The sequence below is a fragment of the Sphingobium chungangianum genome (genome assembly GCF_977014255.1).
On record NZ_CDRNIV010000002.1, the window covers coordinates 604097 to 626680 of the forward strand.

Consider the following 22584-nt stretch of genomic DNA (forward strand, 5'->3'; position numbering starts at 1 on the left):
CCTCACCAGCGCAGTTTGAGCGAGGTGAAGCCCATTACCGGGCCGCCGAAGACGGATTCGGCGTCCTGATCCGGGTCCAGTTCGAATTCGGGAATTTGCCGCAGCCATTCCTGTAGCGAGATCATGATTTCCCGCTTGGCGAGGTGCGACCCGATGCAGCGGTGCGGCCCGAGGCCGAAGGTGACATGGTTATTGACCCTGCGATCGAGGTCGATGGTCTGCGGGTCGCTGAACGTGCGCGGGTCGCGATTGGCCACTGTGTTGGGCAGGACAACCCGATCGTTACGGCGGAACTGCACGCCCTTATACTCGCAATCATGGGTGACGCGGCGGTAAATGTTGGAGACCGCGTTGATCCGCATCAGTTCCTCAATCGCGAGGAGGAATGCGGACGGATCGTCCAGCCGGTCGCGGAATTTCTGCCGCGCGTCCGATGATGTCGCGAGATAGCGCCAGACATAGGTCATGGTGTTGGTGACCGTGTCGAGCCCCGCGACGAAGAGCAGGAAGCCGCAGTTGATGATGTCTTCCCAAGGGAAGGGATTGCCGTCCGCGTCGCGCGACTGCACGACGGTGGAGGCTATGTCGCTACCGGGATTGCGCTCTTTCTCTCGGAAGAGTTCTTCCAGCACGCCATAGATTTCGAGCAGGTTGGCGGCGCGGATGTCCGGGTCAGTGCTACGGAAGAAGGTGTCGGAGATACGCAGGAATTCAGGCAGGCGCTCTTCGGGCAGGCCGAACAGCTCAAGGAAAGTGCCGGTCGGGAATTTGGCGGCATAATCCTTGACGAAATCGCACCCGCCCTTTCCAGCGAAGCCTGAGATGAGCCTTTCGGCGCGGCTATGCAGTCCGTCGGTCATCCGGCGGACGGCGAGCGGCGTGAACATGGGCGCGAGCAGCTTTCGGAACACGTCATGCTGTGGCGGATCGACGCCATTGGGCTGAAGAATTGGATAGGGTTCCAGCGGCGGGATTTGCGCCTTATGCGTCGAGAAAATCTCGTGATTGCGATAGGCTTCGGCAATGTCGGCGTAGCGCAGGAACACCCAATGACCGCCGTTGCGCGGCGTGTAGAAAATGGGCGGCGCACCTTTTTGGATAAGGCCGTGCCAGATTTGCACCGGATCGGACACGTCGGCAGGCATGTCGAAAAAGTCGAAATCCCGGATCAGGTCTTCAGGGACATGGGTTGGCGCGGCGGGGTAGAAGCTCACGGTCATGCGGCCGATCCCTTCGCGATGCGCAGCGCGCCTTCGGGGCAGTTGCGCACGGCTAGCCGGACTTTTTCCTCAAGCTCCGGGGGAAATTCGGGTTGTTCTATGACGACTTTACCCTCCACCGCGTCGGTGGAAAACACCTCCGGGCACAGGTCTTCGCATCGGGCGTGCCCCTGACATTGGGCAAGATTGGCAACCACTCTCATCGAGGCAGACTCTCCTGATCTTCGTTGCCGCCTTTTACCAAATCGGTGATCGGGGGCCTATTGCCGGGAAGGAGCAAAATGCGTCATCAGGAGCAGATCAGGACATTGGTACTGGCTTTGGGCTGCCGGTCAGAAGATGCCGAGCGCTTTCAGGCGGTCGAGCATCTGGGTTTCGCCGGTCGCGGTCGGGTCGGCGGGTTCGAACTCAAGTTCGATCATACCGTCATAGCCGCCAATGGCTTGGAGGATCGCGGGCCAGTCCAGTTCTCCGAGGCCTGGGTCGACGCGATTGGGCACGTCGGCGAACTGGATAAGGCCGGTCTCCTTGGCGCAGGAGGCGAAGGAGGAAGGCACGTCATGGCCCATCATCGCGACATGGCCGGTGTCGAACAGCAGGCGGACCGACGGCATGGCGACGGTGCGCACCATCTCCACCGCGTCCTCCAGCTGGTCGAGCAGGAGGCCGGGGATACGGCTGGCGGCGATGGGTTCGACGAGCAGCGTCAATCCGCTGCGTACGGCCTGTTCGGCATGGCGCTTCAGATTTTCCGTCATGGCGTCGAGTTGCGCCTTGCGGGGGCGCTGGTTGTCGAGGCCAGCCACGCAGACCACGCTGCCGCCGTTGAAGCGGGTGGCGATTTCGATGCTCAGCTCTACGCTGCTGCGCAGATGTTCGAGGCCTGCTTCATCTTCAGCGCTCCAGACCGGCTGGTTCCAATATTTGAGGTCGCTGAAGCTGGAGAGGACAAGGCCCCGGCTCGCCATCCGGTCGGCCATCGCGACTTGTTCAGCCTCCGGCCGCAGCATCATGAACAGGTCTTGCACGCCGCGAAAGCCATGGTCGGCGAGCGCGTCGATCTGGTCGAGAGAGTTGGTAGAACGGGCGAGATGCGCGAGCATCGGACGGTCGGGGGAGCTGAGGCCGAGATGGCCGCCGATGGGGCAGCGGGTGGTCATTGCGTCACCGCGCGGGCGAAATCCAACAACGCCTTGTTGAAGGCGGCGGGCTGTTCCTGTTGCACGAAATGCCCTGCTTCCGGGATGGCTATGATGTCGCGCAGGCCAGGGACGCGCTGGCGCATGCGCTCTTCCCAATCGGTGAAGAAGCCGAAGGATGGGTCTTTTTCGCCATAGAGGAACAGGGTGGGCGTTTCGACATCATGGTCGGCCCATTTTTCGCCGATGCGCCAGTTTGCGTCGGCGGTGCGGTAGCTGTTGAGGCCGCCGATGAAGCGCAGCATCGGGGCGGCATCGACATATTCGCTGACGAAGCGGTCGAACTCTGCCTGGGAGAGCCAGGGCCAGGGGAGCGGCGGTGCGGGTGGCAGGACGTCTAGATAACCGCTGCCGACTGATGAGACCGTTTTCCAGCTCCAGAGATCGCCCTTTGATGAGAGGGCGTAGAAGAGGCGGGCGAGGAAGTCGGGGGCTCGGTCGGCGAGTTCGCGCTCGGCGGGGCCTGCTTCCATGAAATAGTGGAAGTGGACGAAATGCTCGGCGGCCATGGCCGCGAAGCGTTCGCTGGGGAGGCGGTCGGGCGAGGATGCCTCTGGCCGGGCGGGTGCGTCGGCTGGGAGGCGTGGGGCGCTGCCGAGCATGGCGCGTCCGGCCATGTCATAGTCATAGGGGATGGTGGCGATTAGGCCCGCCACTCTTTCGGGCGCGCGGACGGCGAGGTTCCAGGCATATTGTGCGCCGAAATCCTGCCCGACGATGACGGCCTTGTCCGCTTCATAATGGTCGAGCAGGGCGATGAGATAGGCCTGCATCCGGTCGGCGTCATAGGCGGCAGGATCGGTGGGGCGGTCGCTGCCGCCATAACCGAGGCTGTCGATGGCGACGGCGCGGAAGCCCGCTTGGGCGAGCGGCTCCATCTGATGGCGCCATGACCAGGCGAGGCCGGGGAAGCCGTGGATCATGAGGACTAGCGGCCCCTCCCCCTGCTCCACGGCGCGGAGGTGGTAGCCGCCTACGTCGATCCGTTTTTCTGTCATAGATGGGCATCCTCTTCCCCGCGGGCGATGCGCCAGGCGAGGCCTGCTATTTCTCCGGCGCGGGCGCCGTGGATGGCGGCGGCTTCGCTGGAGGCGTTACCACTGATGGCGCGGTGATAGACGCCTTGGCGGATGGCTGCGTTGCGGAACATGGCGAAGGCTAGGGCGTAGCGCCAATGGGCAGGGTCGATGGGGCCTGCGCCGGTCCGTTCGGCGTAGCTTTGGAGATAGTCGGCTTCGGATGGGATGCCGAGGGCGGGGAGGTCGGCGTCGGACAGACCGCGATAGCCTTCCTTGGGCACGCGCCATGCCATCAGATGCTGGGCGAGGTCGGCGAGGGGATGGCCTAGCGTGGATAGCTCCCAGTCGAGGACGGCGATGATGCGCGGCTCGTCAGCGGCGAAGATCATATTGTCGTTGCGATAGTCGCCGTGGACGATGCGGCTGGCTTCGACCCCGGGGTCGTTGGCGGGGAGCCAGTCGATTAGCTGCTCCATCGCGTCGAGCTGCTGTGTTTGCGTGGCGCGATATTGTTTGGTCCAGCGGGCGACCTGGCGGGCGAAATAATTGCCGGGCTTGCCATAGTTGGTGAGGCCGACCTGCGCGGGGTCGATGGCGTGGAGCGCGGCGAGGACGCGGTTCATTTCGTCATAGATGGCAGCGCGATCGGGGGGCGTCAGGTCCGGCAGGCGGGCGTCCCAGAAGTTGCGGCCTTGCGCATAGTCCATGATGAAGAAGGGGGTGCCGACTATGCCCGCATCTTCGCACAGGGCAAGCGGGCGGGCGACGGGGACGGCGCTGTCCTTGAGCGCATCGGTCACGCGATATTCGCGCTCGATCGCGTGGGCGGAGGGGAGCAGCACGCCATCGGGCTTGCGGCGCAGGACGAAGCGGGGTTCGCCGTCCACCGAGAGGAGATAGGTGGGGTTTGACTGGCCGCCTGCGAATTTTTCCGCGCTGATCTCTCCGTCCGCGCCCGGCACATGGGCGTGGAGCCAGGGCTTAAGGCGGCTGGTGTCGAGCGTGCGGACGTCAGTCATATTTGGCGAGTTCGAGGCGGCCGAGCTGGTGGCGATGCACCTCGTCCGGGCCGTCGGCGAAGCGGATCTTGCGGGCGTGGGCATAATAGTTCGCGAGGAAGAAATCCTGGCTGATGCCCGCCGCGCCGTGCGCCTGCATCGCCCAATCGATCACCTGGCAGGCCATGTTGGGCGCGGCGACCTTGATCATGGCGATGTCGGCCTTCGCCACCTTGTTGCCGACCGTGTCCATGCGGTGTGCGGCGTGGAGGGTCAGCAGCCGCGCCTGATCGATCATGATGCGCGAATTGGCGATGCGTTCGATGATGACGCCCTGTTCGGCGAGCGGCTTGCCGAAGGCGACGCGGCTCTTCACGCGGCGGCACATGGCTTCCAGCGCGCGTTCGGCCATGCCGATCATGCGCATGCAATGGTGGATGCGGCCGGGGCCGAGGCGGGCCTGCGCGATCTCGAAGCCGCGTCCTTCGCCGAGCAGCATGTTGGACGCGGGCACGCGGACATTTTCGAAGAGGATTTCCATGTGGCCATGCGGCGCGTCGTCATAGCCGAGCACGGTCATGGGCCGCAGCACGGTGATGCCGGGGGTGTCGCGCGGCACGAGGATCATCGACTGCTGCTTATGCTTGGGCGCGGTGGGGTCGGTCTTGCCCATGAAGATCATGAGTGCGCAGTCCGCCTCGCCCATGCCGGAAATCCACCATTTGCGGCCGTTGATGACATAGTCGTCGCCGTCGCGGACGATCGAGCTTTCGATATTGGTGGCGTCCGACGAAGCGACCTGCGGCTCCGTCATGGCGAAGGCGGAGCGCATTTCGCCCGCCAGCATGGGTTTCAGCCAGCGCGCCTTATGCTCGGCCGTGCCGAAGCGTTCTATCGTTTCCATATTGCCGGTGTCGGGCGCGGCGCAGTTGAAGACGGCGGGGCACCAGTGGACGCGGCCCATTTCCTCGCAGAGCGGGGCATATTCGAGGTTCGTAAGGCCCGCGCCATGGGTGCTTTCGGGGAGGAACAGGTTCCAGAGGCCTGCTTCCTTCGCCAAAGGCTTCAGCCTGTCGATCAGGGTGACGTGCGCCCAGCGGTCGCCGGTCGCGACCTCCTCATAATAAGCTTTCTCATTGGGATAGATGTGCGCGTCCATGAAGGCGCGCAGGCGGGCGAGCAGGTCGGCGGTTTTGGCGTTGGGATCGTAGCTCATGCGTAAAAGCCCCTGCCCTCGCGCGCATATTGGACGAGCAACGGCGCGGGCGTCCAATAGGCGTCGCCTTGTTCGGCGCGGAATTTCTCGATGGTGGCGAGCAGCTTGTCGAGGCCGATCTGGTCGGCCCAATGCATCGGGCCGCCGGTATAGCTAGGCCAGCCGAGGCCGTTCACCAGCGCGACATCGATTTCGTGCGGGCGCGGCACGATGCCTTCACTCAGTAGCTTCGCCCCTTCATTGACCATGGCGTAGAGCAGACGCTCGCGGATTTCGTCCTCGCCGATTTCGCGGAGTTTAAGGCCGTGGCGTTCAGCGTGGGCGGCGATCATTTCGTCGGTCAGCGGGTTGGCGCTGGCCTTGCGGTTTTCGTCATAGCTGTACCAGCCGGAGCCGGTCTTTTGGCCGAGGCGTCCGGCGGCGACCATCTGTTCGGGGAAGTCGGCGCGCAGTTCTCGTTCCGTCGCGGAGGCGGCGCGGGCCTTGCGGGCGGCGGCCTGCACGTCGAGCCCGGCGAGGTCGCCCAGCGCGAATGGGCCCATGGGGAAGCCGTAGGACAAAAGCACCTTGTCGATGGCTGCGGGCTTGGCGCCCTCCTCGAGAAGGAAGAAGCCTTCGCGCGAGCGTTTGGAGAGCATGCGGTTGACGATGAAGCCGTCGCATACGCCCGACAGGACCGGCAATTTGCCGATGCGCTTGCCCAGCGCCATGATTGTCGCGACGACTTCGGGGTCCGTCTTTGCCGCGCGGACATTTTCCAGCAGGCGCATGACATTGGCGGGGTTGAAGAAGTGCATGCCGCAGACATCTTCCGGCCGACCGGAGGCTTCCGCCAGCGTGTCGATGTTGAGGAAGCTGGTGTTGGACGCGAGGATGGTTCCGGCGGGCGTGACTTCGCCGAGTTTGGCGAAGACGGCCTTTTTGGTTTCGAGATTCTCGGTCACCGCCTCGATCACCAGTTGCGTCGGCGACAGGTCGCGGGGATCGGCGCTGGTGGTGATGAGGGCGAGGCGTTTGTCCATCGTCTCCTGCGACATGCTGCCCTTGGCGACGGAGGAGGACCACATTTTGGTGATGGCCCTCATCGCGGCGTCGATGTTCGGCTGATCAAGGCCGACGGCGATGACGGGGATGCCGACGCTGACGACCGCCATGACGATGCCGCGTCCCATGACGCCGAGACCGATGACGCCCACTCGCTCGATGTTGCGGGTCAGGGTGTCGGGCGCGAGGCCGGGGATGCGCGCGACTTCGCGTTCGGCGGCGAAGAGGTGGCGCAGCGCCTTGGACTGTGACCCGTTCATGCATTCGCGGAAGATTGCGAGTTCCTGTTTGACCGCCTCGTCGAAGGGCAGTTCATAGCCGAGGCGCATGGCTTCCAGCGCGCGCAGGGGTGCGGTTTGGCCGCGCATCTTTTTGGCGACGGTCTTGCGGGCTTCTTCGAACAGGGCCGGATCGTCGGCGGGCATGGTGAGCGTGGAGGAGCTGCGCGCGCCCTTCCCTTCCGCCACCAGCTGTTCCGCAAAGCTGCGTGCTTCGGCGGCAAGGTCGCCGCCTGTCGCTACTGCGTCGATGAGGTTGGACTTCAGCGCGTCGTCCGTGCCGATTGGATTGCCTTCCGTCACCAGCTTGATCGCGGTGGCGAGGCCAGCGAGGCGGGGCGTCCGCTGTGTGCCGCCGCCGCCGGGCATGAGGCCGAGCTTCACTTCGGGAAAGCCGAATTTCGTGCCCGGCGCGGCGATGCGGTAATGGCAGGCGAGCGCGACTTCGAGGCCGCCGCCCAGCACCGTGCCGTGGACGGCGGCGATGATCGGCTTGGTCGAATGGTCCATCATTTCCATGACCAATGGCAGGCCCGGATCGGCCATGGGCTTGCCAAATTCCTTGATGTCGGCGCCCGCGATGAAGGTCTTTCCTTCGCACCGGATGACGAGCGCGCTTAGGGCGGGATCGGACTCCAGTTTGCGGATGGCTTCGGCAAGCCCCTGCCGCACGCTGGCGGAGGTGGCGTTGACCGGGGGATTGTCGATCACCGCTTCGGCGATTGCGCCGTGGGTGTGGAAGCTGACTGTTTGCGACATGAGGGATTTCCTGTTCAGGATGCGGGCTGGAGGGTCAGGAGCACCTTGCCCTTCACCTTGCGCTTTTCGAGATGCTGGAGCGCGGCCACTGCGTCGGGCAGGGCGAAGCGCGTGTCGATGACGGGCTTCAAGGCGCCTTCGGCCAGCCAGGAGAGCAGTTGGCGCATGTTTTCGCCTTGCGCGACCGGATCGGCGCGGACGCTGTTGCCCCAGAGGACGCCGACCGCCGACGCGCTTTTGAGCAGCAGCAGATTGGCGGGGATGGAGGGGATTTCTCCGCCGGCAAAGCCGATGATGAGCAGGCGACCGCCCCAGGCGAGGCTCTTGACGGCCGTCAGGTTCATGGGGCCGCCGACTGGGTCGTAGACGACATCGACGCCCTTCCCATCGGTCAGCTGCTTGATCCGTTCGCGCAGATCCTCTTGCGCATAGTCGATGAGTTCGTCAGCGCCCTGCGCTTTGGCGAGGGTGAGTTTTTCCGGGCTGGAGGCAGCAGCGATGACCCGCGCGCCCATATGCTTGCCCAGTTCCACGGCGGTGAGGCCGACGCCACCGCCTGCGCCCAGCACCAGCAGCGTTTCGCCGGGCTTCAACTGGGCACGGTCCTTCAGCGCATGATAGGAGGTGCCATAGGTGATGGAGATGCCCGCCGCGACTTCCAGATCGACGCCATCGGGCACCGGCCAGACCTGCGTCGCGGGGACGCGCACCTGCTCGGCGAAGGCTCCGCTGCCGGTGAAGGCGATGACGCGGTCTCCGGGAGTGAAGCCTGTAACGTCAGGCCCAACGGCGGCGATGCGCCCCGCTGCTTCACTGCCGGGGACGAACGGCAGGGCTGGTTTGGTTTGATATTTGCCCTGCACGATCAGCACGTCGGGATAGTTTACCCCGGCGGCCGCCACGTCGATCACCACTTCCCCCGCCCCTGCTTGAGGCTCGGGGAAATCGCCATGTCGCAACTCTTCGACCGGCGCGAACGCGGTGCAGATCATGGCTTTCACATCACTCTCCTTGAACACACCTACCGGGCGTGTGCCACCTGATTTAGGCCTTTGGAGGCGATGCTACCAATTCGTAATTCCGACGCATGGCATCAGAAAAACTGATGGATCGGCGGTTGGAGAAACTATTTTCCTGATCCGCCAAGCTGTTCGCCCCATTGGCGAGCGAATTGGTGGAAGGCGCGGCAGGCCTGAGGCTGCTGGGTGTCGCGGCGGCTCACAAGGCTGACGATGCGGGTGAAGTGCAGTTCAGGGATGGCGAGTTCGACCAGCTCGCCGCGCGCCAGTTCATCGGCGACGGTCAGGCTGGAGAGGCAGGCGAGTACGGCGCCGTCGCGAACGATGCGCTTGATCGCTTCGACGCTTTCCCCTTCAAACACGATGTTGAGCGAGTTCATGGATTTGAGCGTTTCGACCGTGAAGGAGATGCGCTCGCTCGATAGCGTCTTTTCCAGCGCCCATGGCTGGTTCGCAAGGTCTGCCAGCGGCACCGTGGGACGACCGGCGAGGGGGTGATCCGGGGCGGCGCATACGACCAGCCGATCACGTAGCCAAGGCTCCGCCTCCAGATAGCTCGAATTGACCGGCGCGCCGACGAAGCCGACGTCGAGCGCCATGTTGCGCACGCCCTCCATCACCTCATGGGAGGGCATGATACGCATTTCGACGCGAACGCCGGGGTGCAGGCGCATGAAGGCGGCGCACAGGCCGGGCAGCACATAATCGCCGACGGGAACCGCCGCGCCAATGCGTAGCCGCCCGCGCACCTCCTCCGGCAGGGAGAGGGATTCAAGGTCTGCGACCTGCACCAATATGCCGCGCGCCATTTCCAGCATCGGGCGACCCCGATCGGTCAGCAGCATGCGGCGACCGGAGCGGGCGAACAGTTGCACGCCGAGATGGGTTTCCAGGTCCTTGAGCGACATGCTCGCCGCCGAGGGGCTGAGGCCGATCTCATCGGCCGCGCCCGCGACGCTGCCGGTGCGGGCGACGGCTTCGAATACCGCGATCTGGCGGAGGGTTATCCTCACCCCTTGGCAGCGGCGATCAGCTTATTTCGCCGCGGTGCATCGCCTCGGCGCGGGCCTTGAGCGCCTTGGCCGAGTCGTTGAAGGCGCGCGTTACCCATGGGCCGCAGAAACGCATGACATGGATGCCGTTCGGGCCGGTGAAGGCGTCGGTCGATTGATAGCGGCACTTTTCGGCCCCAAGTTCTTCGATGATCTGGTCGCGGCGGGCGGGATAGGGCCAGGCTTCACTATCCTTCAGTTCCCAGGATAGGAGGCGGCCCGGTTCGAACGCGCAGACATATTCGCAATTGGGCGCCAGCGAGCCGGGATTGGCATAGTTGACGAGTCGCATGTGAACCGGCGCGCCCATCTCCAGCGTGGATTCCGCCCAGACGCAGAAGGGATTCCATTCGCCATAACGCGACATATCGGTCAGGATTTTCCACACCACCATTGCGGGCGCGTCGATTTCGATGGGGTCGGATGCGACCAGCGTCTCGGGATCATAGAGTTTGAAGGGATCGAAGCGATCAGCGGTCAGGGTTTCGGTGGACATCCTCTTCTCCTTGATGTGTGCAAACCGGCAAGCGTGGTACCGCATTTTGGCGACGCGAATGCCGCCGATTCCGCTGAATGGCGCGTTTGTTTGCGTAGACAATAGCAGCGGTAGTTCGCGGGTCAATGGCGGGCGGCCGGGCAAATCCGGCTTGACCTGCGTATCATATTGACCAATTCAGCACGCAAGACATCATATGCGACCCCGCTTGCACCGGCATATTCGGCCGAGTCCCTGCGGCGTCGGCATCGCACAGCACAACAGACGTCAGCATGACGCGCGGGAGAGATAATGGCCGATAGTTACGACTTCATCATCGCGGGCGGCGGGTCGGCGGGATGCGCACTGGCCGGGCGCCTGTCGGAAAATCCGCGCAACCGCGTGCTGCTGCTGGAGGCCGGGGGCAAGGATAATAGCGTCTTTATCCATGCGCCGGGCGGGCTGCTGCCGATCATGTATCGCGGCATGTTCCAGTGGATGCATGTCAGCGTGCCGCAGGCCAATGCGGGCGGGCGGCAGATGTACACGCCGCGCGGCAAGGTGCTGGGCGGGTCATCCTCCATCAACGGCATGGTCTATGACCGGGGCGCGGCGGCGGACTATGATGGCTGGCGCCAGCTGGGAAACGAAGGGTGGAGCTATGACGATGTGCTCCCCTATTTCAAGAAGCTGGAGGATTTCCAACCGGGCGGCGAGGAAGGCTATCATGGCCGGGGCGGGCCGGTGCTGGTCTCTCGGCCGGGCATCCACAATCCGCTTGCCAAGGCGTTCCGCGATGCCTCGATCGCGGCGGGCGTGCCCTATAATGACGACCCCAGTGGATCGCAGCGCGAGGGCGTGGTGCCCGCCGATGTCACCGCGTCGGCCGGGCGGCGATGGAGCGCGGCGCGCGCTTATCTGACACCTGCGCTCAAACGGCCGAACCTGCGCGTCATCACCGGCGCCAATGTCGAGCGGGTGATCGTGGAGGACGGGCGCGCGACCGGCGTCAGCTGGCGGCGAGCGGGACAGCTTGAACAGGCGAACGCGACGCGTGAGGTCATCCTGTCGGCAGGCGCCATCCATTCGCCCTGGATCCTGATGCTGTCGGGGATCGGGCCAGCGGATCATCTGCGCCAGACGGGGGTGCAGGTGGTGCATGACCTGCCGGGCGTCGGCCAGAACTACCGCGATCATGTGGCGGTCAGCGTGAAGCAATATTGCACGCAGCCCGTGTCGCTCTTCAACGTCTTCCATCCGCTGGTCGCGGCCAAGGCGGTCGCGAACTTCCTGCTGTTCCGCAAGGGGCCGCTGGCCAGTCCTCCGGCGGAGATCGGCGCGTACCTGAAGACCATGCCCGGCGCGGAATATCCCGATGTGAAGGTGCATTTCGCCATGGCGCTCTATGAGGCGATGGGGCGCAAGCTGATCATGGACCATGGCTATTTCGCGCATATCGACCTGCTGAACCCGGAAAGCGTGGGCGAGATAAAGCTGACGGGATCGGATGCGTCCGCGCCGCTGTCGATCGATCCCAACATCCTGTCGACCGCCAAAGACATGGCGATGGGCCGCGCCGCCATCCGCGCGGTGCGCAACATTTTCGCGCAGGCTCCCTTCGATCCCTTCCGGGGCGAGGAACTGGCGCCAGGCGCAAGCATCCAGTCGGATGACGAGCTGGACGCCTATCTGCGCGAGACGGCGATTTCCGACATTCATGCCGTGGGCACCTGCCGCATGGGGCATGATCCGATGGCCGTCGTCGATCCCCAACTGCGTGTCCATGGAGTGGCGGGGCTGCGCGTCGTCGATGCATCGGTCATGCCGCGCGTCCCCGGCGGCAACACCAATGTCCCGACCATGATGGTGGCCGAAAAGGCCGCCGACATGATCTTGAAAGCCTGACGCCCTTGCGATCGGGAAGATGAAGGAGAGGCCGATGTCTGAACTGCGTTTCGACGATAAGGTGGCGATCGTCACGGGTGCGGGAGGTGGCTTGGGCAAGGCCTATGCCGCCCTGCTCGCCGCGCGCGGGGCCAAGGTGCTGGTCAACGATCTTGGCGGCAATTTCCAGGGCGAGGGCAAGGATCAGGGCTATGCCGACGCTGCTGCCCGCGAAATCCGCGACGCTGGCGGCATTGCAGAGGCCAATGGCGACAGTGTCGCCACATCGGCGGGTGCAGAAGCGATCGTGCAGGACGCGCTGACGCGATGGGGCCGCGTCGACATATTGGTCAACAATGCGGGCATCGTCAGTGCGTCGGGTACATTGTCGACGGTGACCGATGAGCAGTGGGACAAGGACATGGCCGTGTCGGCCAGCGGCACCTTTTACCTATGCCGCGCCGTCTGGGAAGGAATGCTGGGACGCAATTTCGGGCGGATCGTCAACATCTCGTCCGGATCATGGTTCGGCATGGGCAGTGCGGTGCCCTACCCCGCCGCCAAGGGTGCGGTTTGGGCCATGACGCGCGGCCTCGCCGCCGCGACGCAGGCGCAGGGCAAGGACGTCAAGATCAATGCCGTCATGCCGATCGCGGGCAGCCGGATGACGCAGCTGATGGGACCGGAAATCCACGGCCTGATGGAGCGAGACTTCCCCGCGCGGGCGGTTGCGCCGGTCGTAGCGATGCTGGCCCATGATAGTGCGCCGTGCAATGGCGAGATGTTCACGGCTGGCGGTGGCGGCTATACAAGGGTGTTCGCGGGCGTCACTCGCGGCTATCGGGCGACCGACAAGGACTGGACCCCCGAAACGGCGCTTGCACAATTCGATACAGTGATGGACACGAGCGGTTTCCATATTCCGGCTGGGTCGATGGACGAAGCCGCCCTCTACACCTCGGACGTGCCCTGGGACGCGTTCAAGGCCTTTATTCAATAAGTTTGATCAGCGAGAAAGAGCAGAAATCATGACTGGCAGGTTGCAAGACAAGGTCGCCATCGTCACCGGCGGTGCGCGTGGTATGGGCGAAGCGACGATCCGCCTGTTCGCGCGCGAGGGCGCTAAGGTGGTCATCGCCGACGTGCTGGAGGCTGAAGGTCAGGCATTAGCCGCCGATATCGGCGATGCCGCGATGTTCCAGCGCCTCGACGTGTCGGACGAAGGCAGCTGGACCGCGCTAGTCGATGCCGTCATCGCCCGCCATGGCCGGATCGATGCGCTGGTCAACAATGCGGCGGTCGTGGCTTTCGGCCCGATCATCGACCTGACCGTTGCAGATATCGACCGCGTTCTGGGCATCAACGTCAAAGGCACGATGCTGGGGCTGAAGCATGTCGGGGCGAAGATGTGTGCGGCCAAGCGCGGGGCCATCGTGAACATATCGTCGGTGGACGGCCTTCGCGGCGTCAATTCGGTTTCGCTCTACAGCAGTTCCAAATGGGCAGTGCGCGGCTTTACCAAGAGCGCGGCGCTGGAATTTGGCCATCAGGGCGTGCGCGTTAATTCGGTGCATCCGGGCGGGGTCAACACGGCCATGGGCAACCCGCAGGCGCTGGAAGGTGAAGCGAAGAATGCAGGCTATGAGCGCGTGCCATTGCAGCGGATTGGCGAGCCCGAGGAAATCGCCGCCGCCAGCCTGTTCCTCTGCTCGGACGAGGCCAGCTACATCTGCGGCGCTGAATTGGCGGTCGATGGCGGCTGGGCGGCTGGCTATTATCACCATTATCTGCCCGCTGCGCCGGCTTCGCTGACCTCGATGTAATTCCTTCCCTCTCGGAGAAACTTGAACATGACTGAAGAAGAAAAGGTCTTTTCGGGCGGCGTCGCCGTCATCACCGGCGCGGGCGCGGGCATCGGCATGGGCTTTGCCCGCCGCTGCGGCCAGATCGGCATGACCGTCGTCGTCACCGACATCGACAAGGGCCGCGCCGACAAGGTTGCCGCCGAGATCGTGGCGGCGGGCGGCAAGGCGGAAGCGATCCAGCTGGATGTGTCAAAGCCCGAAGCGCTCGATGCGCTGGCGCAGGACGTGTTCGATCGTCACGGCGCCGTTCGCCTGCTGATCAACAATGCGGGTATCGAGACGATCGGCAATGTCTGGGAAATCCCGACGGCGCGTTGGGAAACGACGCTGAACGTCAACATCCATGGCGTCGTGCATGGCGTGCGCGCATTCGTTCCGCACATGCTGCGCGTGGGTCAGGAAGCGTGGATCGCGAACCTGGCGTCCGTCGGCTCTTTCGGCCAGATGCCGACGCAGGCAGCCTATATCATGAGCAAGCACGCCATCCAGTCGTTCAGCGAGTGCCTCTATCTGGAGATGCAGGTCGCCAAGGCGCCGATCAACGTCTGCTCGATCATTCCGGGCATGCTGAAGACCAGCATCTTCGACGCTGACGCGGGCGTCGGCGAGCCGGAGAGCGCTTCGGGGCACCGTGCCACCATGGCCCATTTGATGGCCAATTACGGCATGGACCTGGACGAAGGCTGCCGCGTCTTTGTAGAGGGTCTTGCCGCGCGCAAATTCTGGATTTCGAGCCAGCCGGAAATGACCGAGCAGGCGGTCGCTGGCCGCATTGCCTTCTTCCAGGAACAGAGCAATCCGGAACTGGGCGAGCAGCAGCGCGCGCTGCTGGGTATCTGAAGCAAAGGCCGGGCGGGTTCAGGCTCGCCCGGCCCTTCTTTATCAGGCCTTCGCGGCCTCTTCCTTGACGATTTCCAGAAACAGCGGCCGTTCACCGCCGCCATGGACTTCAAGGCGCGCGCCGCTGACATAGGCGGCGGACGGCGAACCCAGGAACACCACGGCTTCGGCGATGTCGCTGCCCCGGCCCATGCGCTTCAGCGGAATCGATGACGCGATCCGATCCTGCGCCGCCTGCGTGCCATAGGTCATTTCAGCCGTCTCGGTCTCGATCAGGCCGACGATGATCGCGTTGACCCGCACCTCCGGCCCCCATTCCTGCGCCAGGCTGGTGGTTAGGCTGAGCAGGCCAGCCTTCGCCGCGCCATAGATCGCCGTGTCGGGCGAGGGGCGCGCGCCAGAGACGCTGGCGATGTTGACGATCGATCCGCCCACGGCCTTCAGATGCGGATAGGCGGCCTGCGCGACATGCAGCGGTGCGAGCAGGTTCAGTTGCAGGATGCGTTCGGAAAAGCGCGGGCTGGCCGTCGCAGCGTCGGCCTGCGGCGATCCGCCTGCATTGTTGACGACCAGGTCGATGCGGCCATGGCGCGCGACAAGCTGGGCAATCCAGTCCGACACCGCCGCAGGATCGCGAATGTCGCAGGATGCGAATTCCGCCGTTTTCCCATTGGCCCCGATCGGCTCATCCGGTGCGGTGCGGCCGCAGGTCGCTACTGCATAGCCTTCGGCCAGCAAACGCCGGACGATCGCCGCGCCGATACCGCGCGTGCCGCCTGTGACGATCGCAACCTTGCCAACTCCCGTTTCGCCCACGGCCCTATCCTTTCCTTTTTCGAGAAATGCGCAGCGGGCGCATCGCATGGATAGGCCCCATACTCAATCTGCACCATCCTTCGCCAGACATAATGCAGTGGTCATTGCAGATTGTTACGCATATCAGGTATAGGGGACGCATAATAATCGCATATCGCGTCACATATGGAGAGGTTTGATGGCTTACACTGTGCAGCAGCTCAGCGATCTGGAAGATATCCGGACCCTCAAGCATCGTTATTTCCGGGGAATCGACACGGCCGATCTGACGCTGCTCGGCACCCTGTTCACGGAAGACCTGACCGTCGATTATCGTGGCGGCACCTATCGCGTCCGGCTGGCGGGCCGCGACAATATGCTGGAGTTTCTGGCGAACAGCTTCCATTCCGGCGCGGTTGCCATGCATCACGGCCATATGCCCGAAATTACCCTGACCGGCGAAAATGACGCCGAAGGGATCTGGTATCTGGAGGATATCTTCATCGACGTGGAGCGCAGCAGCCACACCATCGGCAGCGCCATTTACCGCGACGTCTATCGGCGCGAAGATGGCGTATGGAAGATCGCACGCACCGAATATGATCGCGTGTTCGAGATGATCCGCCCGCTGGCCGCCGACGCGCAAATCACCTCGCACCACCTTGCCACCGCTGGCCGCAAGCCGGAAGAGCGCAGCGACATCAGCCATTTGATCGAGTGGGCGGCCTGAGGGGGAGCACGCATATGGACGGGCAGGAGGTTTCTGACCGGCTGGCCATTCATGACCTGCTGGCCAAATATTGCCACGCCATCGACCAACATCGGTGGACCGACCTGCGCGCATTGTTCGCCGACGATGCGCGGGTCGATTTCACCGCTTTCGGCGGCCCGCGTGGCGATGCCGATATGCTGATCGCGTTTCTCCAGCCCGTGGTGGAGGGGTTGGCGGGCACTTATCATTCGACGACCAGCGTCATGTGCGATCTTGATGGAGACAGGGCGACCGTGCGCTCCGCCGCTCATGTTGTCATGTCATCCAAAGGACCCAACGGAGGCGAGCAGCACAATCATGTCGGCCTTTGGTATGAGGACGAACTCGCGCGAACCGACACGGGATGGTGCTTCGCCCGCCGAACACAGAAACGAGCCTGGGTAGGTGCCGTAGCATCTTAATGATGCACGGATGCAACAGATGCGGCATTTTTGCGGCGGCCTGCTAGAGAATAGGGCGGGCGGCGTTATAGTCGCCCGCAATAACAGAATGACGCTTTTTTTGGGGAGGAAAGCATGCGCAAGACGCTATATCCGATCGTATCGTTGATCGCTCTGGCCGCACCGGGGGCCGCGCTGTCGCAAACGACAGCGGCGGGAGCAGACGCCGCCAGCGACAGTGACATTGTCGTCACGGCCCGCCGCCGCGAAGAACGGTTGCAGGATGTGCCGATCGCGGTCAGCGCGGTCGATGCTTCGGCTCTGAACAGCCGGGGCCTCGACAATGTGACACAGATCAGCCAGATCGCGCCCAATATCCAGTTCACGCCGGGCCAGGGCGGCAATAGCGGTGGCATCGCGCCCTTTATTCGGGGCGTAGGCGAAAATGACTTCATCATCACGTCCGATCCTGCCGTCGGCGTCTATATCGATGGCGTCTATGTCGCCCGCACCTTTGGCGCGACGACCGAATTGCTGGGCATCGACCGCATCGAAGTGCTGCGCGGGCCGCAGGGCACGTTGTTCGGCAAGAATACGGTCGGCGGCGCGATCAATATCGTGTCGGCGGTGCCGGGCCGCGAACAGAAGATCGAAGCCGACCTGCGATACGGGTCGTTCAACACAGTGCGCGGGCGCGTTTATGCCGAAACGCCGCTGTCGGACAACTGGTCGCTGGGCGTCGCGGCGCTGGGCGAGTTTGGCGAGGGATGGCAGAAAATCCCGTCCGGCGACAATCTGGGCAACCGCAACGTCGTCGCGGGCAAGCTGGCGCTGCATTATGATGGCGAAGGGCTGGACGCGGTGTTGCAGGTCGATGGGCTGCACCGGCGCCAGCACAGCGCGCCGCACAGCATGATCGCCTTTACGCCGACCTTCTTCTCCATCCTGCAATCGACCTTCATCGCGCCCTGCTGCACCGTGCCGGGCGACATCGACCGTACTGACAGCAATCCCGAGTTGAACAAGGATCAGACCGACGCGGTGAACGCATCGCTGACCCTGACCAAGGATCTGGGCGGGGCGACGTTGAAGTCGATCACCGCCTATCGCTATGTCGATGCGCTGTTCGGCCGGGACGGCGATGCGTCGTCGGCGGTCAATTATGCCGGTGACATTCATGACGAACGGGCGCGGCAGATCAGCCAGGAATTGCAGCTGTCGCTCGATCTGGGCGGGCGCGGCACATTGTTGCTGGGCGCCTTTGCCTATCGCGAGAAGACGCGCGACAATACGCGGCTGATCGTTGCGGATGGACTGTTTGACGCGTTGGTGGCGGCGGGGCTTGATCCTTTCCCTGTCCCCTTCCCGCCCTTTGCGGTTCCGGCGTCTTCGCTCGACTTCAACATCGATTTCCGCAACCGGCAGCGCACCGACAATCTCGCGCTGTTCGCCAACGGCAATTATGAACTGACCGACGGTCTCTCGCTGGAACTGGGTGCGCGTTATACGTGGGAGAAGAAGAAGTTTTCCCAATCCGCGATCCGCATTTATTCGGGCGAGCCGCTGCTGGCGGGGACGCCCAGCTATACGCTGGAAAAGAGCTGGGACGCCTTCACGCCCCGTGCCTCGCTTTCCTACAAGTTCCGGCCGAACCTGATGACCTATGTGTCCTATTCGCGGGGCTTCCGGTCAGGCGGGTTCAACGGGCGGCCTACGTCGCTCGAGGAAATCGGTTCCTATGATCCGGAACATCTGACCTCCTATGAAGCGGGGCTGAAGGCAGGCTTCGGCCGTATCGCCACCATCAACCTAGCCGTGTTCCGCAACGAATATCGCGACCAGCAGATATTGGTATCGACCGTCAGCCCGACGACCGGCCTGATCGTCGTCCGCAACGAAAATGCGGGCCGATCGCGCATTCAGGGCATCGAGCTGGAAGGCGCGTTCAAGGTGTCGCCGCGCTTCACCGTTACCGGCGCGCTCGGCTTGCTGGACGCCAAATATCTGGAATATGTGTCAGTCATTGGGGGCGTGCCGACCGACGTCAGCAACCGCAAGCTGAAGCAGGCGCCGGATATCACGGCCAATGCCAGCGCGGTCTATCAAGCGCCGCTCAGCGACAATGTGGAGGGCGTGCTGAGGCTGGACGCAGCCTATAAGAGCCAGGTCTTTGTCGATGCGGAAAATACGCCGCTCCTGCGGCAGCCCGATCATGCGATCCTCAACGCCAGCGCCGAACTGCGCTTTGCGGACAGCGGGCTGTCGGTGCGCGTGGGCGTCGATAACATCACCGATCGCCGTATCATCACGGCGGGCTATGATGCATCGACCAGCTTTGGCTTTACGGAGGCTTATTATTCGCCGCCCCGTCGCTACAGCGTGACGCTGGCCCTGCGACGCTGAACCGGGTACGGCCTCGACGGTGGCTGTCATCGTCGAGGCTGAAGGCGGGAATCTGAATGATGAGCGATGATACCGCCTTTGCCGACCTGTTGCAGACGCTCTACGGCGGGCTGACGCGGTCCCCGCCGTGGGAGGATTTCCTGCGGGCGCTGGCGGCCATCACCGACACGACCTTCGCCACGCTGCTGATCGGTCGGGGGAGCGCCGGGATCGATGCCCATGTCACCCCCGGCGCGGACCCGGAGCGCACGCAGGAATATCAGCGCATCTCGCAGGCCGATCCCTTCGTCGGCCTGCCCGAGGGGCGAGTCGTTTCCTTCCGTGATTTCGTCAGCCATGTCCCGGCGCGCTTCCGCGACTGGCTGGACGTGGCGCGCAGCAGCGAAATTCTGGGCGTAGACCTGCATCGTCTGCCTGATATCGCCGTCCGGCTGCGCCTGACGCGGGACGAAGGCCAAGCGCAATTTGGCGATACCGAACGGGAACTGCTCGAACGGCTGATCCCGCACCTGCGCATCGCGCTCGACCTTCACGCGCGGCTCACAAGCACGCAGGCGGAAAGCCAGCTGTTCAGCAGCGCGATGGCTGGTTTGGCGGTAGCGACCCTGATCCTTGATCGGGAAGGCCGCATTCTGCGCCGCAACACGCTCGCTATGCAGATGCTGGAAGAAGGCAGCGTCATTGCTGAGCAGCATGGCAAGCTGGAGGCGAGAACCGGCTCCAGCGCTGCGGCGATCAATCGCATCCTTTCCTCCCCGCCGCCACTGGGCGAGGAAATCCTGTTCGAGATCGCTTCTACCGTCGGACAGCCGCTGCATGCGCGGGCGCGGGCCATCCCTTCCTCCGCTTATGGCGACGGGGCCTGGATCGCCCTGTTCATCGCGGACCCCAGCCGACCCGCCGGTCCATCGGAAGAGCTGTTGCGCGAACGCTTTCACCTCACGCGGGCGGAAGCGGGACTTGCCGTTCATCTGGCGCAGGGTGCCACGTTGGCGGACGCCGCAGACGCTTTGGGCATCGCCTACAACACGACGCGATCCCATCTGCGCGCGATATTTGCCAAGACCAATACGCACCGGCAGGTCGAACTTGTCACGCTGCTGCGTTCCATCGGCAGCGAGTCTGAAATCTGATCCATTTGGATGATGTAGCGGCACGGCACTCGGCATAGCCTGTCTCCACGAAGAAAGTTTTGTGGAGAAGATGATGAAATTCTCGATCATTTACGAAGCGCAGATGGCGGACACGTCGCGCCAGAACGAACAGCAGGTGTTCCGCGACATTATCGAGCAAGCCATCCATGCCGAGGAAATGGGCTTCGACACGATCTGGGCCGTCGAGCATACCGCGCTGACGCAATATGCGCACATGTCCGCACCGGAGACTTTCCTAGCCTATCTCGCCGGGCGCACGTCGCGCATCGGCATTGGCCATGGCGTCGTCTGCCTGCCGCCTGCGATGAACCATCCGGTCAAGGTCGCTGAACGCATCGCCACGCTGGACATTCTATCGAATGGCCGCGTCCATTTCGGCATGGGCAAGGGCGGGACGCAGCAGGAGGCGGGCACCTTCGGCTATAATCTCGAAGACCTGCCGCCGATGATCGATGAGAGCATGTATCTGATCCCCAAGATCCTGAAGCATGGCGAGATCGAACATGATGGCGAGTTCGTGAAGATCCCCTTCCGCCCGATCCACCCCAGCCCGATGCAGGACCCGCATCCGCCGATCTACATGGCCTGCACCCGCGCCGACACGCTGACCACCGCCGGATCGCGCGGCATCGGCGCGCTGGTCCTCGGTTTCGCCGGGCCGAGCGACATCGCGCAGAAGAACGCCATTTATCGTGAGGCTTTCAAGAACCGCAAGGCAGAGGATCAGGTTGGCTATCGTCCGACCGAACATCTCGCGGCGCTTTGCCCCGCCGTGGTTCTGGAAGACCGGGAGAAGGCTCGCCGCATCGGCCTTCGTGGACAACGCTTCTTCGTGGAATCGCTGGGCCACTGGTATTCTGGCGGCCCCGCTCCCGATGTGGAGGACCTGGACGCGAGCGAAAGCCTTGCCGCGCTTCAGCGTCACAAGGAAGAAACGGTGGCCTGGCTGTCGGAAGAGAAGATCACCATCGGTGGCCACCACACCGAAAGCTTCGAGGTTGTCGAAGACGCCTATGGCACGCCGGAAGATTGCATCCGGCAGGTCAAGCGTTTGCAGGATGCGGGCGCCGACGAAATCCTCTTCATGTTCCAGATGGGCGGCATCCCGCATGAAGTGATCATGGAGACCATCCGCAATATCGGCGAGAAGGTTATCCCCTATTTCCGTGAGCAGGCGACGCTGGCTGCGGAATGATGGATTGTCCGGGCGGGGCAGTGCGCTCCGCCCGGGAATGCTGCGAGCGGCTGAGTGGCGCTGCGTTGAAGTTGTAGAGCATCACCCAACCCCGTTCGCCCTGAGCCTGTCGAAGGGCTTCACTTCTTAAAGAAGAAGGGCTTCGACAAGCTCAGCCCGAACGGGGGTAGTTGTAGTGCTGATATAGGACGATAGGCTAGCCCGAAGCGTACAAATCCACCATCGCTTGCATCAGCCGCGCCGCGCGTTCGTGCGGATCCCCGGTCGCCAAGGCACGCGACGGCGCTTCCACGGCTATGGTGGCATGGGCCGGAAGCAGCGGGAGCAGCGCCCCAAGGCCGAATTCACCTTCGCCGGGCAGCAGGCGGTCGAACACGGCTTCATTGACGCGATCATGCGGCGGCTCGATCGGGCCGTCGTTCAGTTGGACATGGCGGATACGCTCAGGCGGCAGGCAGGCCACATCGTCCCAGCCTCCGCCGCTGCGGATGACGTGGAGCGTGTCGATGCACAGGCCCACCTCGGCGCCCAGGGAATGGGCGATCTCAAGCGCTTGTGAAGGCGAACGGATCGAGGATAGCGGATAGGGTTCGATAATGGCGGGAACACCCGCCCGCTGGCAAATCTCCACCATGCGCGCCAGCGACTCCCGCAGCCGTGCATGATCCGGGTCGAGACCCAATATATTGACAGTCCCGCCCAACTCGGCGGTCAATTCCGCGCTGCTTTCGAGCAGGCCCCAATCAGGATCGGCATCAAGCATGAAAGGCTCGATAACGCCGGCTCGAAGGCCGGTGTCGCGCAATGCTGAAATCACCGCCTTGCGGGCGCTCTTGTCCAGAATGAGGTCAGGCGTCGGGCTGATCGGGATCGGCGTCACGAACAGGCTGACGGCGGTGAAGCCTGCGCTGGCGGCCGCCTCGATCACCGTCAGGGCGTCGAGGTTCACCAGCGAAAGATGGTCCAGGCAAAAGCCATTTTCAGGGGGCGTCATGAAAACACGCCCCCTGCCACGCC

At 63.5% G+C, this 22584-nt stretch carries 21 protein-coding genes; 9 read left to right on the top strand and 12 right to left on the bottom strand.

The annotated features are described in order from the left end of the window. Positions 1-2: 2 nt before the first annotated feature. From ACWNC0_RS02850 to ACWNC0_RS02895, 10 genes are all read right to left on the bottom strand, one after another. Positions 3-1220: a cytochrome P450 gene (locus ACWNC0_RS02850; protein WP_449469453.1), complete on the bottom strand. Its 1218-nt coding sequence runs from the start codon at positions 1218-1220 to the stop codon at positions 3-5. After that, the gene (locus tag ACWNC0_RS02855) at positions 1217-1423 is read right to left on the bottom strand and encodes a ferredoxin (RefSeq protein WP_449469455.1); all 207 of its coding nucleotides are present in this window, start codon (positions 1421-1423) and stop codon (positions 1217-1219) included. Before ACWNC0_RS02855 ends, ACWNC0_RS02850 begins: the two co-directional genes overlap by 4 nt. A 129-nt stretch (positions 1424-1552) precedes the next feature. Continuing rightward, complete coding sequence (locus ACWNC0_RS02860; RefSeq protein WP_449469456.1) at positions 1553-2380, bottom strand: TIM barrel protein; 828 nt, start codon at positions 2378-2380, stop codon at positions 1553-1555. Continuing rightward, complete coding sequence (locus ACWNC0_RS02865; protein ID WP_449469458.1) at positions 2377-3417, bottom strand: alpha/beta fold hydrolase; 1041 nt, start codon at positions 3415-3417, stop codon at positions 2377-2379. The genes ACWNC0_RS02860 and ACWNC0_RS02865 overlap by 4 nt, the downstream gene beginning before the upstream one ends. Continuing rightward, positions 3414-4457, bottom strand: a complete 1044-nt coding sequence (locus tag ACWNC0_RS02870; RefSeq protein WP_449469459.1) for a phosphotransferase family protein — start codon at positions 4455-4457, stop codon at positions 3414-3416. The genes ACWNC0_RS02865 and ACWNC0_RS02870 overlap by 4 nt, the downstream gene beginning before the upstream one ends. Continuing rightward, positions 4450-5652, bottom strand: coding sequence for an acyl-CoA dehydrogenase family protein (locus tag ACWNC0_RS02875; RefSeq protein WP_449469461.1), 1203 nt, complete (start codon positions 5650-5652; stop codon positions 4450-4452). Before ACWNC0_RS02875 ends, ACWNC0_RS02870 begins: the two co-directional genes overlap by 8 nt. After that, positions 5649-7733, bottom strand: coding sequence for a 3-hydroxyacyl-CoA dehydrogenase NAD-binding domain-containing protein (locus ACWNC0_RS02880; protein WP_449469463.1), 2085 nt, complete (start codon positions 7731-7733; stop codon positions 5649-5651). The genes ACWNC0_RS02875 and ACWNC0_RS02880 overlap by 4 nt, the downstream gene beginning before the upstream one ends. Before the next feature lie 14 nt (positions 7734-7747). Further along, on the bottom strand, positions 7748-8725 hold the full coding sequence (locus ACWNC0_RS02885) for an NADPH:quinone oxidoreductase family protein (RefSeq protein ID WP_449469848.1): 978 nt from the start codon (positions 8723-8725) through the stop codon (positions 7748-7750). A 134-nt stretch (positions 8726-8859) separates the two neighbouring features. Beyond that, positions 8860-9765: a LysR substrate-binding domain-containing protein gene (locus tag ACWNC0_RS02890; RefSeq protein ID WP_449469465.1), complete on the bottom strand. Its 906-nt coding sequence runs from the start codon at positions 9763-9765 to the stop codon at positions 8860-8862. 16 nt (positions 9766-9781) lie between these two features. Further along, positions 9782-10300: an SRPBCC domain-containing protein gene (locus tag ACWNC0_RS02895; RefSeq protein WP_449469466.1), complete on the bottom strand. Its 519-nt coding sequence runs from the start codon at positions 10298-10300 to the stop codon at positions 9782-9784. A gap of 291 nt (positions 10301-10591) precedes the next feature. Between ACWNC0_RS02895 and ACWNC0_RS02900 the strand changes: the two genes are divergently transcribed. From ACWNC0_RS02900 to ACWNC0_RS02915, 4 genes are read left to right on the top strand one after another with little or no spacing between them, the layout of a single operon-like run. After that, positions 10592-12184, top strand: a complete 1593-nt coding sequence (locus ACWNC0_RS02900; RefSeq protein WP_449469468.1) for a GMC family oxidoreductase — start codon at positions 10592-10594, stop codon at positions 12182-12184. Positions 12185-12218: 34 nt separating this feature from the next. Continuing rightward, a complete protein-coding gene (locus tag ACWNC0_RS02905; RefSeq protein WP_449469470.1) occupies positions 12219-13163 on the top strand; it encodes an SDR family NAD(P)-dependent oxidoreductase in 945 nt (314 codons plus the stop codon). Between the two features lie 28 nt (positions 13164-13191). After that, positions 13192-13986: a glucose 1-dehydrogenase gene (locus ACWNC0_RS02910; protein ID WP_449469472.1), complete on the top strand. Its 795-nt coding sequence runs from the start codon at positions 13192-13194 to the stop codon at positions 13984-13986. Between the two features lie 27 nt (positions 13987-14013). Next, positions 14014-14868: an SDR family NAD(P)-dependent oxidoreductase gene (locus ACWNC0_RS02915; RefSeq protein WP_449469473.1), complete on the top strand. Its 855-nt coding sequence runs from the start codon at positions 14014-14016 to the stop codon at positions 14866-14868. A 42-nt stretch (positions 14869-14910) separates the two neighbouring features. Here ACWNC0_RS02915 and ACWNC0_RS02920 read toward each other — a convergent pair whose 3' ends face one another. Next, positions 14911-15684: an SDR family oxidoreductase gene (locus ACWNC0_RS02920; RefSeq protein WP_449469474.1), complete on the bottom strand. Its 774-nt coding sequence runs from the start codon at positions 15682-15684 to the stop codon at positions 14911-14913. Positions 15685-15862: 178 nt separating this feature from the next. Between ACWNC0_RS02920 and ACWNC0_RS02925 the strand changes: the two genes are divergently transcribed. The 5 genes from ACWNC0_RS02925 to ACWNC0_RS02945 all read left to right on the top strand — a co-directional run bounded on the left by ACWNC0_RS02925 (position 15863) and on the right by ACWNC0_RS02945 (position 21567). Further along, positions 15863-16393 carry a nuclear transport factor 2 family protein gene (locus ACWNC0_RS02925; RefSeq protein WP_449469475.1) on the top strand — a complete coding sequence of 177 codons (531 nt, stop codon included), beginning with the start codon at positions 15863-15865 and terminating at the stop codon, positions 16391-16393. 14 nt (positions 16394-16407) lie between these two features. Further along, positions 16408-16836 carry a nuclear transport factor 2 family protein gene (locus tag ACWNC0_RS02930; RefSeq protein WP_449469477.1) on the top strand — a complete coding sequence of 143 codons (429 nt, stop codon included), beginning with the start codon at positions 16408-16410 and terminating at the stop codon, positions 16834-16836. Between the two features lie 114 nt (positions 16837-16950). Next, the gene (locus tag ACWNC0_RS02935; protein WP_449469478.1) at positions 16951-19218 is read left to right on the top strand and encodes a TonB-dependent receptor; all 2268 of its coding nucleotides are present in this window, start codon (positions 16951-16953) and stop codon (positions 19216-19218) included. 56 nt (positions 19219-19274) lie between these two features. After that, positions 19275-20351: a helix-turn-helix transcriptional regulator gene (locus ACWNC0_RS02940; protein WP_449469479.1), complete on the top strand. Its 1077-nt coding sequence runs from the start codon at positions 19275-19277 to the stop codon at positions 20349-20351. A 73-nt stretch (positions 20352-20424) separates the two neighbouring features. Continuing rightward, complete coding sequence (locus tag ACWNC0_RS02945) at positions 20425-21567, top strand: LLM class flavin-dependent oxidoreductase (RefSeq protein WP_449469850.1); 1143 nt, start codon at positions 20425-20427, stop codon at positions 21565-21567. 196 nt (positions 21568-21763) lie between these two features. Here the strand turns inward: ACWNC0_RS02945 and ACWNC0_RS02950 are convergent, their stop codons facing one another. After that, positions 21764-22561 carry a sugar phosphate isomerase/epimerase family protein gene (locus ACWNC0_RS02950; RefSeq protein ID WP_449469481.1) on the bottom strand — a complete coding sequence of 266 codons (798 nt, stop codon included), beginning with the start codon at positions 22559-22561 and terminating at the stop codon, positions 21764-21766. Between the last annotated feature and the right edge of the window lie 23 nt (positions 22562-22584).

Coding starts and splice junctions, on each gene's coding strand:
- ACWNC0_RS02945 (WP_449469850.1), top strand. CDS start 20,425: ATGAAATTCTCGATCATTTACGAAGCGCAGATGGCGGACACGTCGCGC.
- ACWNC0_RS02895 (WP_449469466.1), bottom strand. CDS start 10,300: ATGTCCACCGAAACCCTGACCGCTGATCGCTTCGATCCCTTCAAACTC.
- ACWNC0_RS02875 (WP_449469461.1), bottom strand. CDS start 5,652: ATGAGCTACGATCCCAACGCCAAAACCGCCGACCTGCTCGCCCGCCTG.
- ACWNC0_RS02855 (WP_449469455.1), bottom strand. CDS start 1,423: ATGAGAGTGGTTGCCAATCTTGCCCAATGTCAGGGGCACGCCCGATGC.
- ACWNC0_RS02905 (WP_449469470.1), top strand. CDS start 12,219: ATGTCTGAACTGCGTTTCGACGATAAGGTGGCGATCGTCACGGGTGCG.
- ACWNC0_RS02925 (WP_449469475.1), top strand. CDS start 15,863: ATGGCTTACACTGTGCAGCAGCTCAGCGATCTGGAAGATATCCGGACC.
- ACWNC0_RS02850 (WP_449469453.1), bottom strand. CDS start 1,220: ATGACCGTGAGCTTCTACCCCGCCGCGCCAACCCATGTCCCTGAAGAC.
- ACWNC0_RS02950 (WP_449469481.1), bottom strand. CDS start 22,561: ATGACGCCCCCTGAAAATGGCTTTTGCCTGGACCATCTTTCGCTGGTG.
- ACWNC0_RS02900 (WP_449469468.1), top strand. CDS start 10,592: ATGGCCGATAGTTACGACTTCATCATCGCGGGCGGCGGGTCGGCGGGA.
- ACWNC0_RS02940 (WP_449469479.1), top strand. CDS start 19,275: ATGATGAGCGATGATACCGCCTTTGCCGACCTGTTGCAGACGCTCTAC.
- ACWNC0_RS02915 (WP_449469473.1), top strand. CDS start 14,014: ATGACTGAAGAAGAAAAGGTCTTTTCGGGCGGCGTCGCCGTCATCACC.
- ACWNC0_RS02935 (WP_449469478.1), top strand. CDS start 16,951: ATGCGCAAGACGCTATATCCGATCGTATCGTTGATCGCTCTGGCCGCA.
- ACWNC0_RS02885 (WP_449469848.1), bottom strand. CDS start 8,725: ATGATCTGCACCGCGTTCGCGCCGGTCGAAGAGTTGCGACATGGCGAT.
- ACWNC0_RS02870 (WP_449469459.1), bottom strand. CDS start 4,457: ATGACTGACGTCCGCACGCTCGACACCAGCCGCCTTAAGCCCTGGCTC.
- ACWNC0_RS02930 (WP_449469477.1), top strand. CDS start 16,408: ATGGACGGGCAGGAGGTTTCTGACCGGCTGGCCATTCATGACCTGCTG.
- ACWNC0_RS02860 (WP_449469456.1), bottom strand. CDS start 2,380: ATGACCACCCGCTGCCCCATCGGCGGCCATCTCGGCCTCAGCTCCCCC.
- ACWNC0_RS02910 (WP_449469472.1), top strand. CDS start 13,192: ATGACTGGCAGGTTGCAAGACAAGGTCGCCATCGTCACCGGCGGTGCG.
- ACWNC0_RS02865 (WP_449469458.1), bottom strand. CDS start 3,417: ATGACAGAAAAACGGATCGACGTAGGCGGCTACCACCTCCGCGCCGTG.
- ACWNC0_RS02880 (WP_449469463.1), bottom strand. CDS start 7,733: ATGTCGCAAACAGTCAGCTTCCACACCCACGGCGCAATCGCCGAAGCG.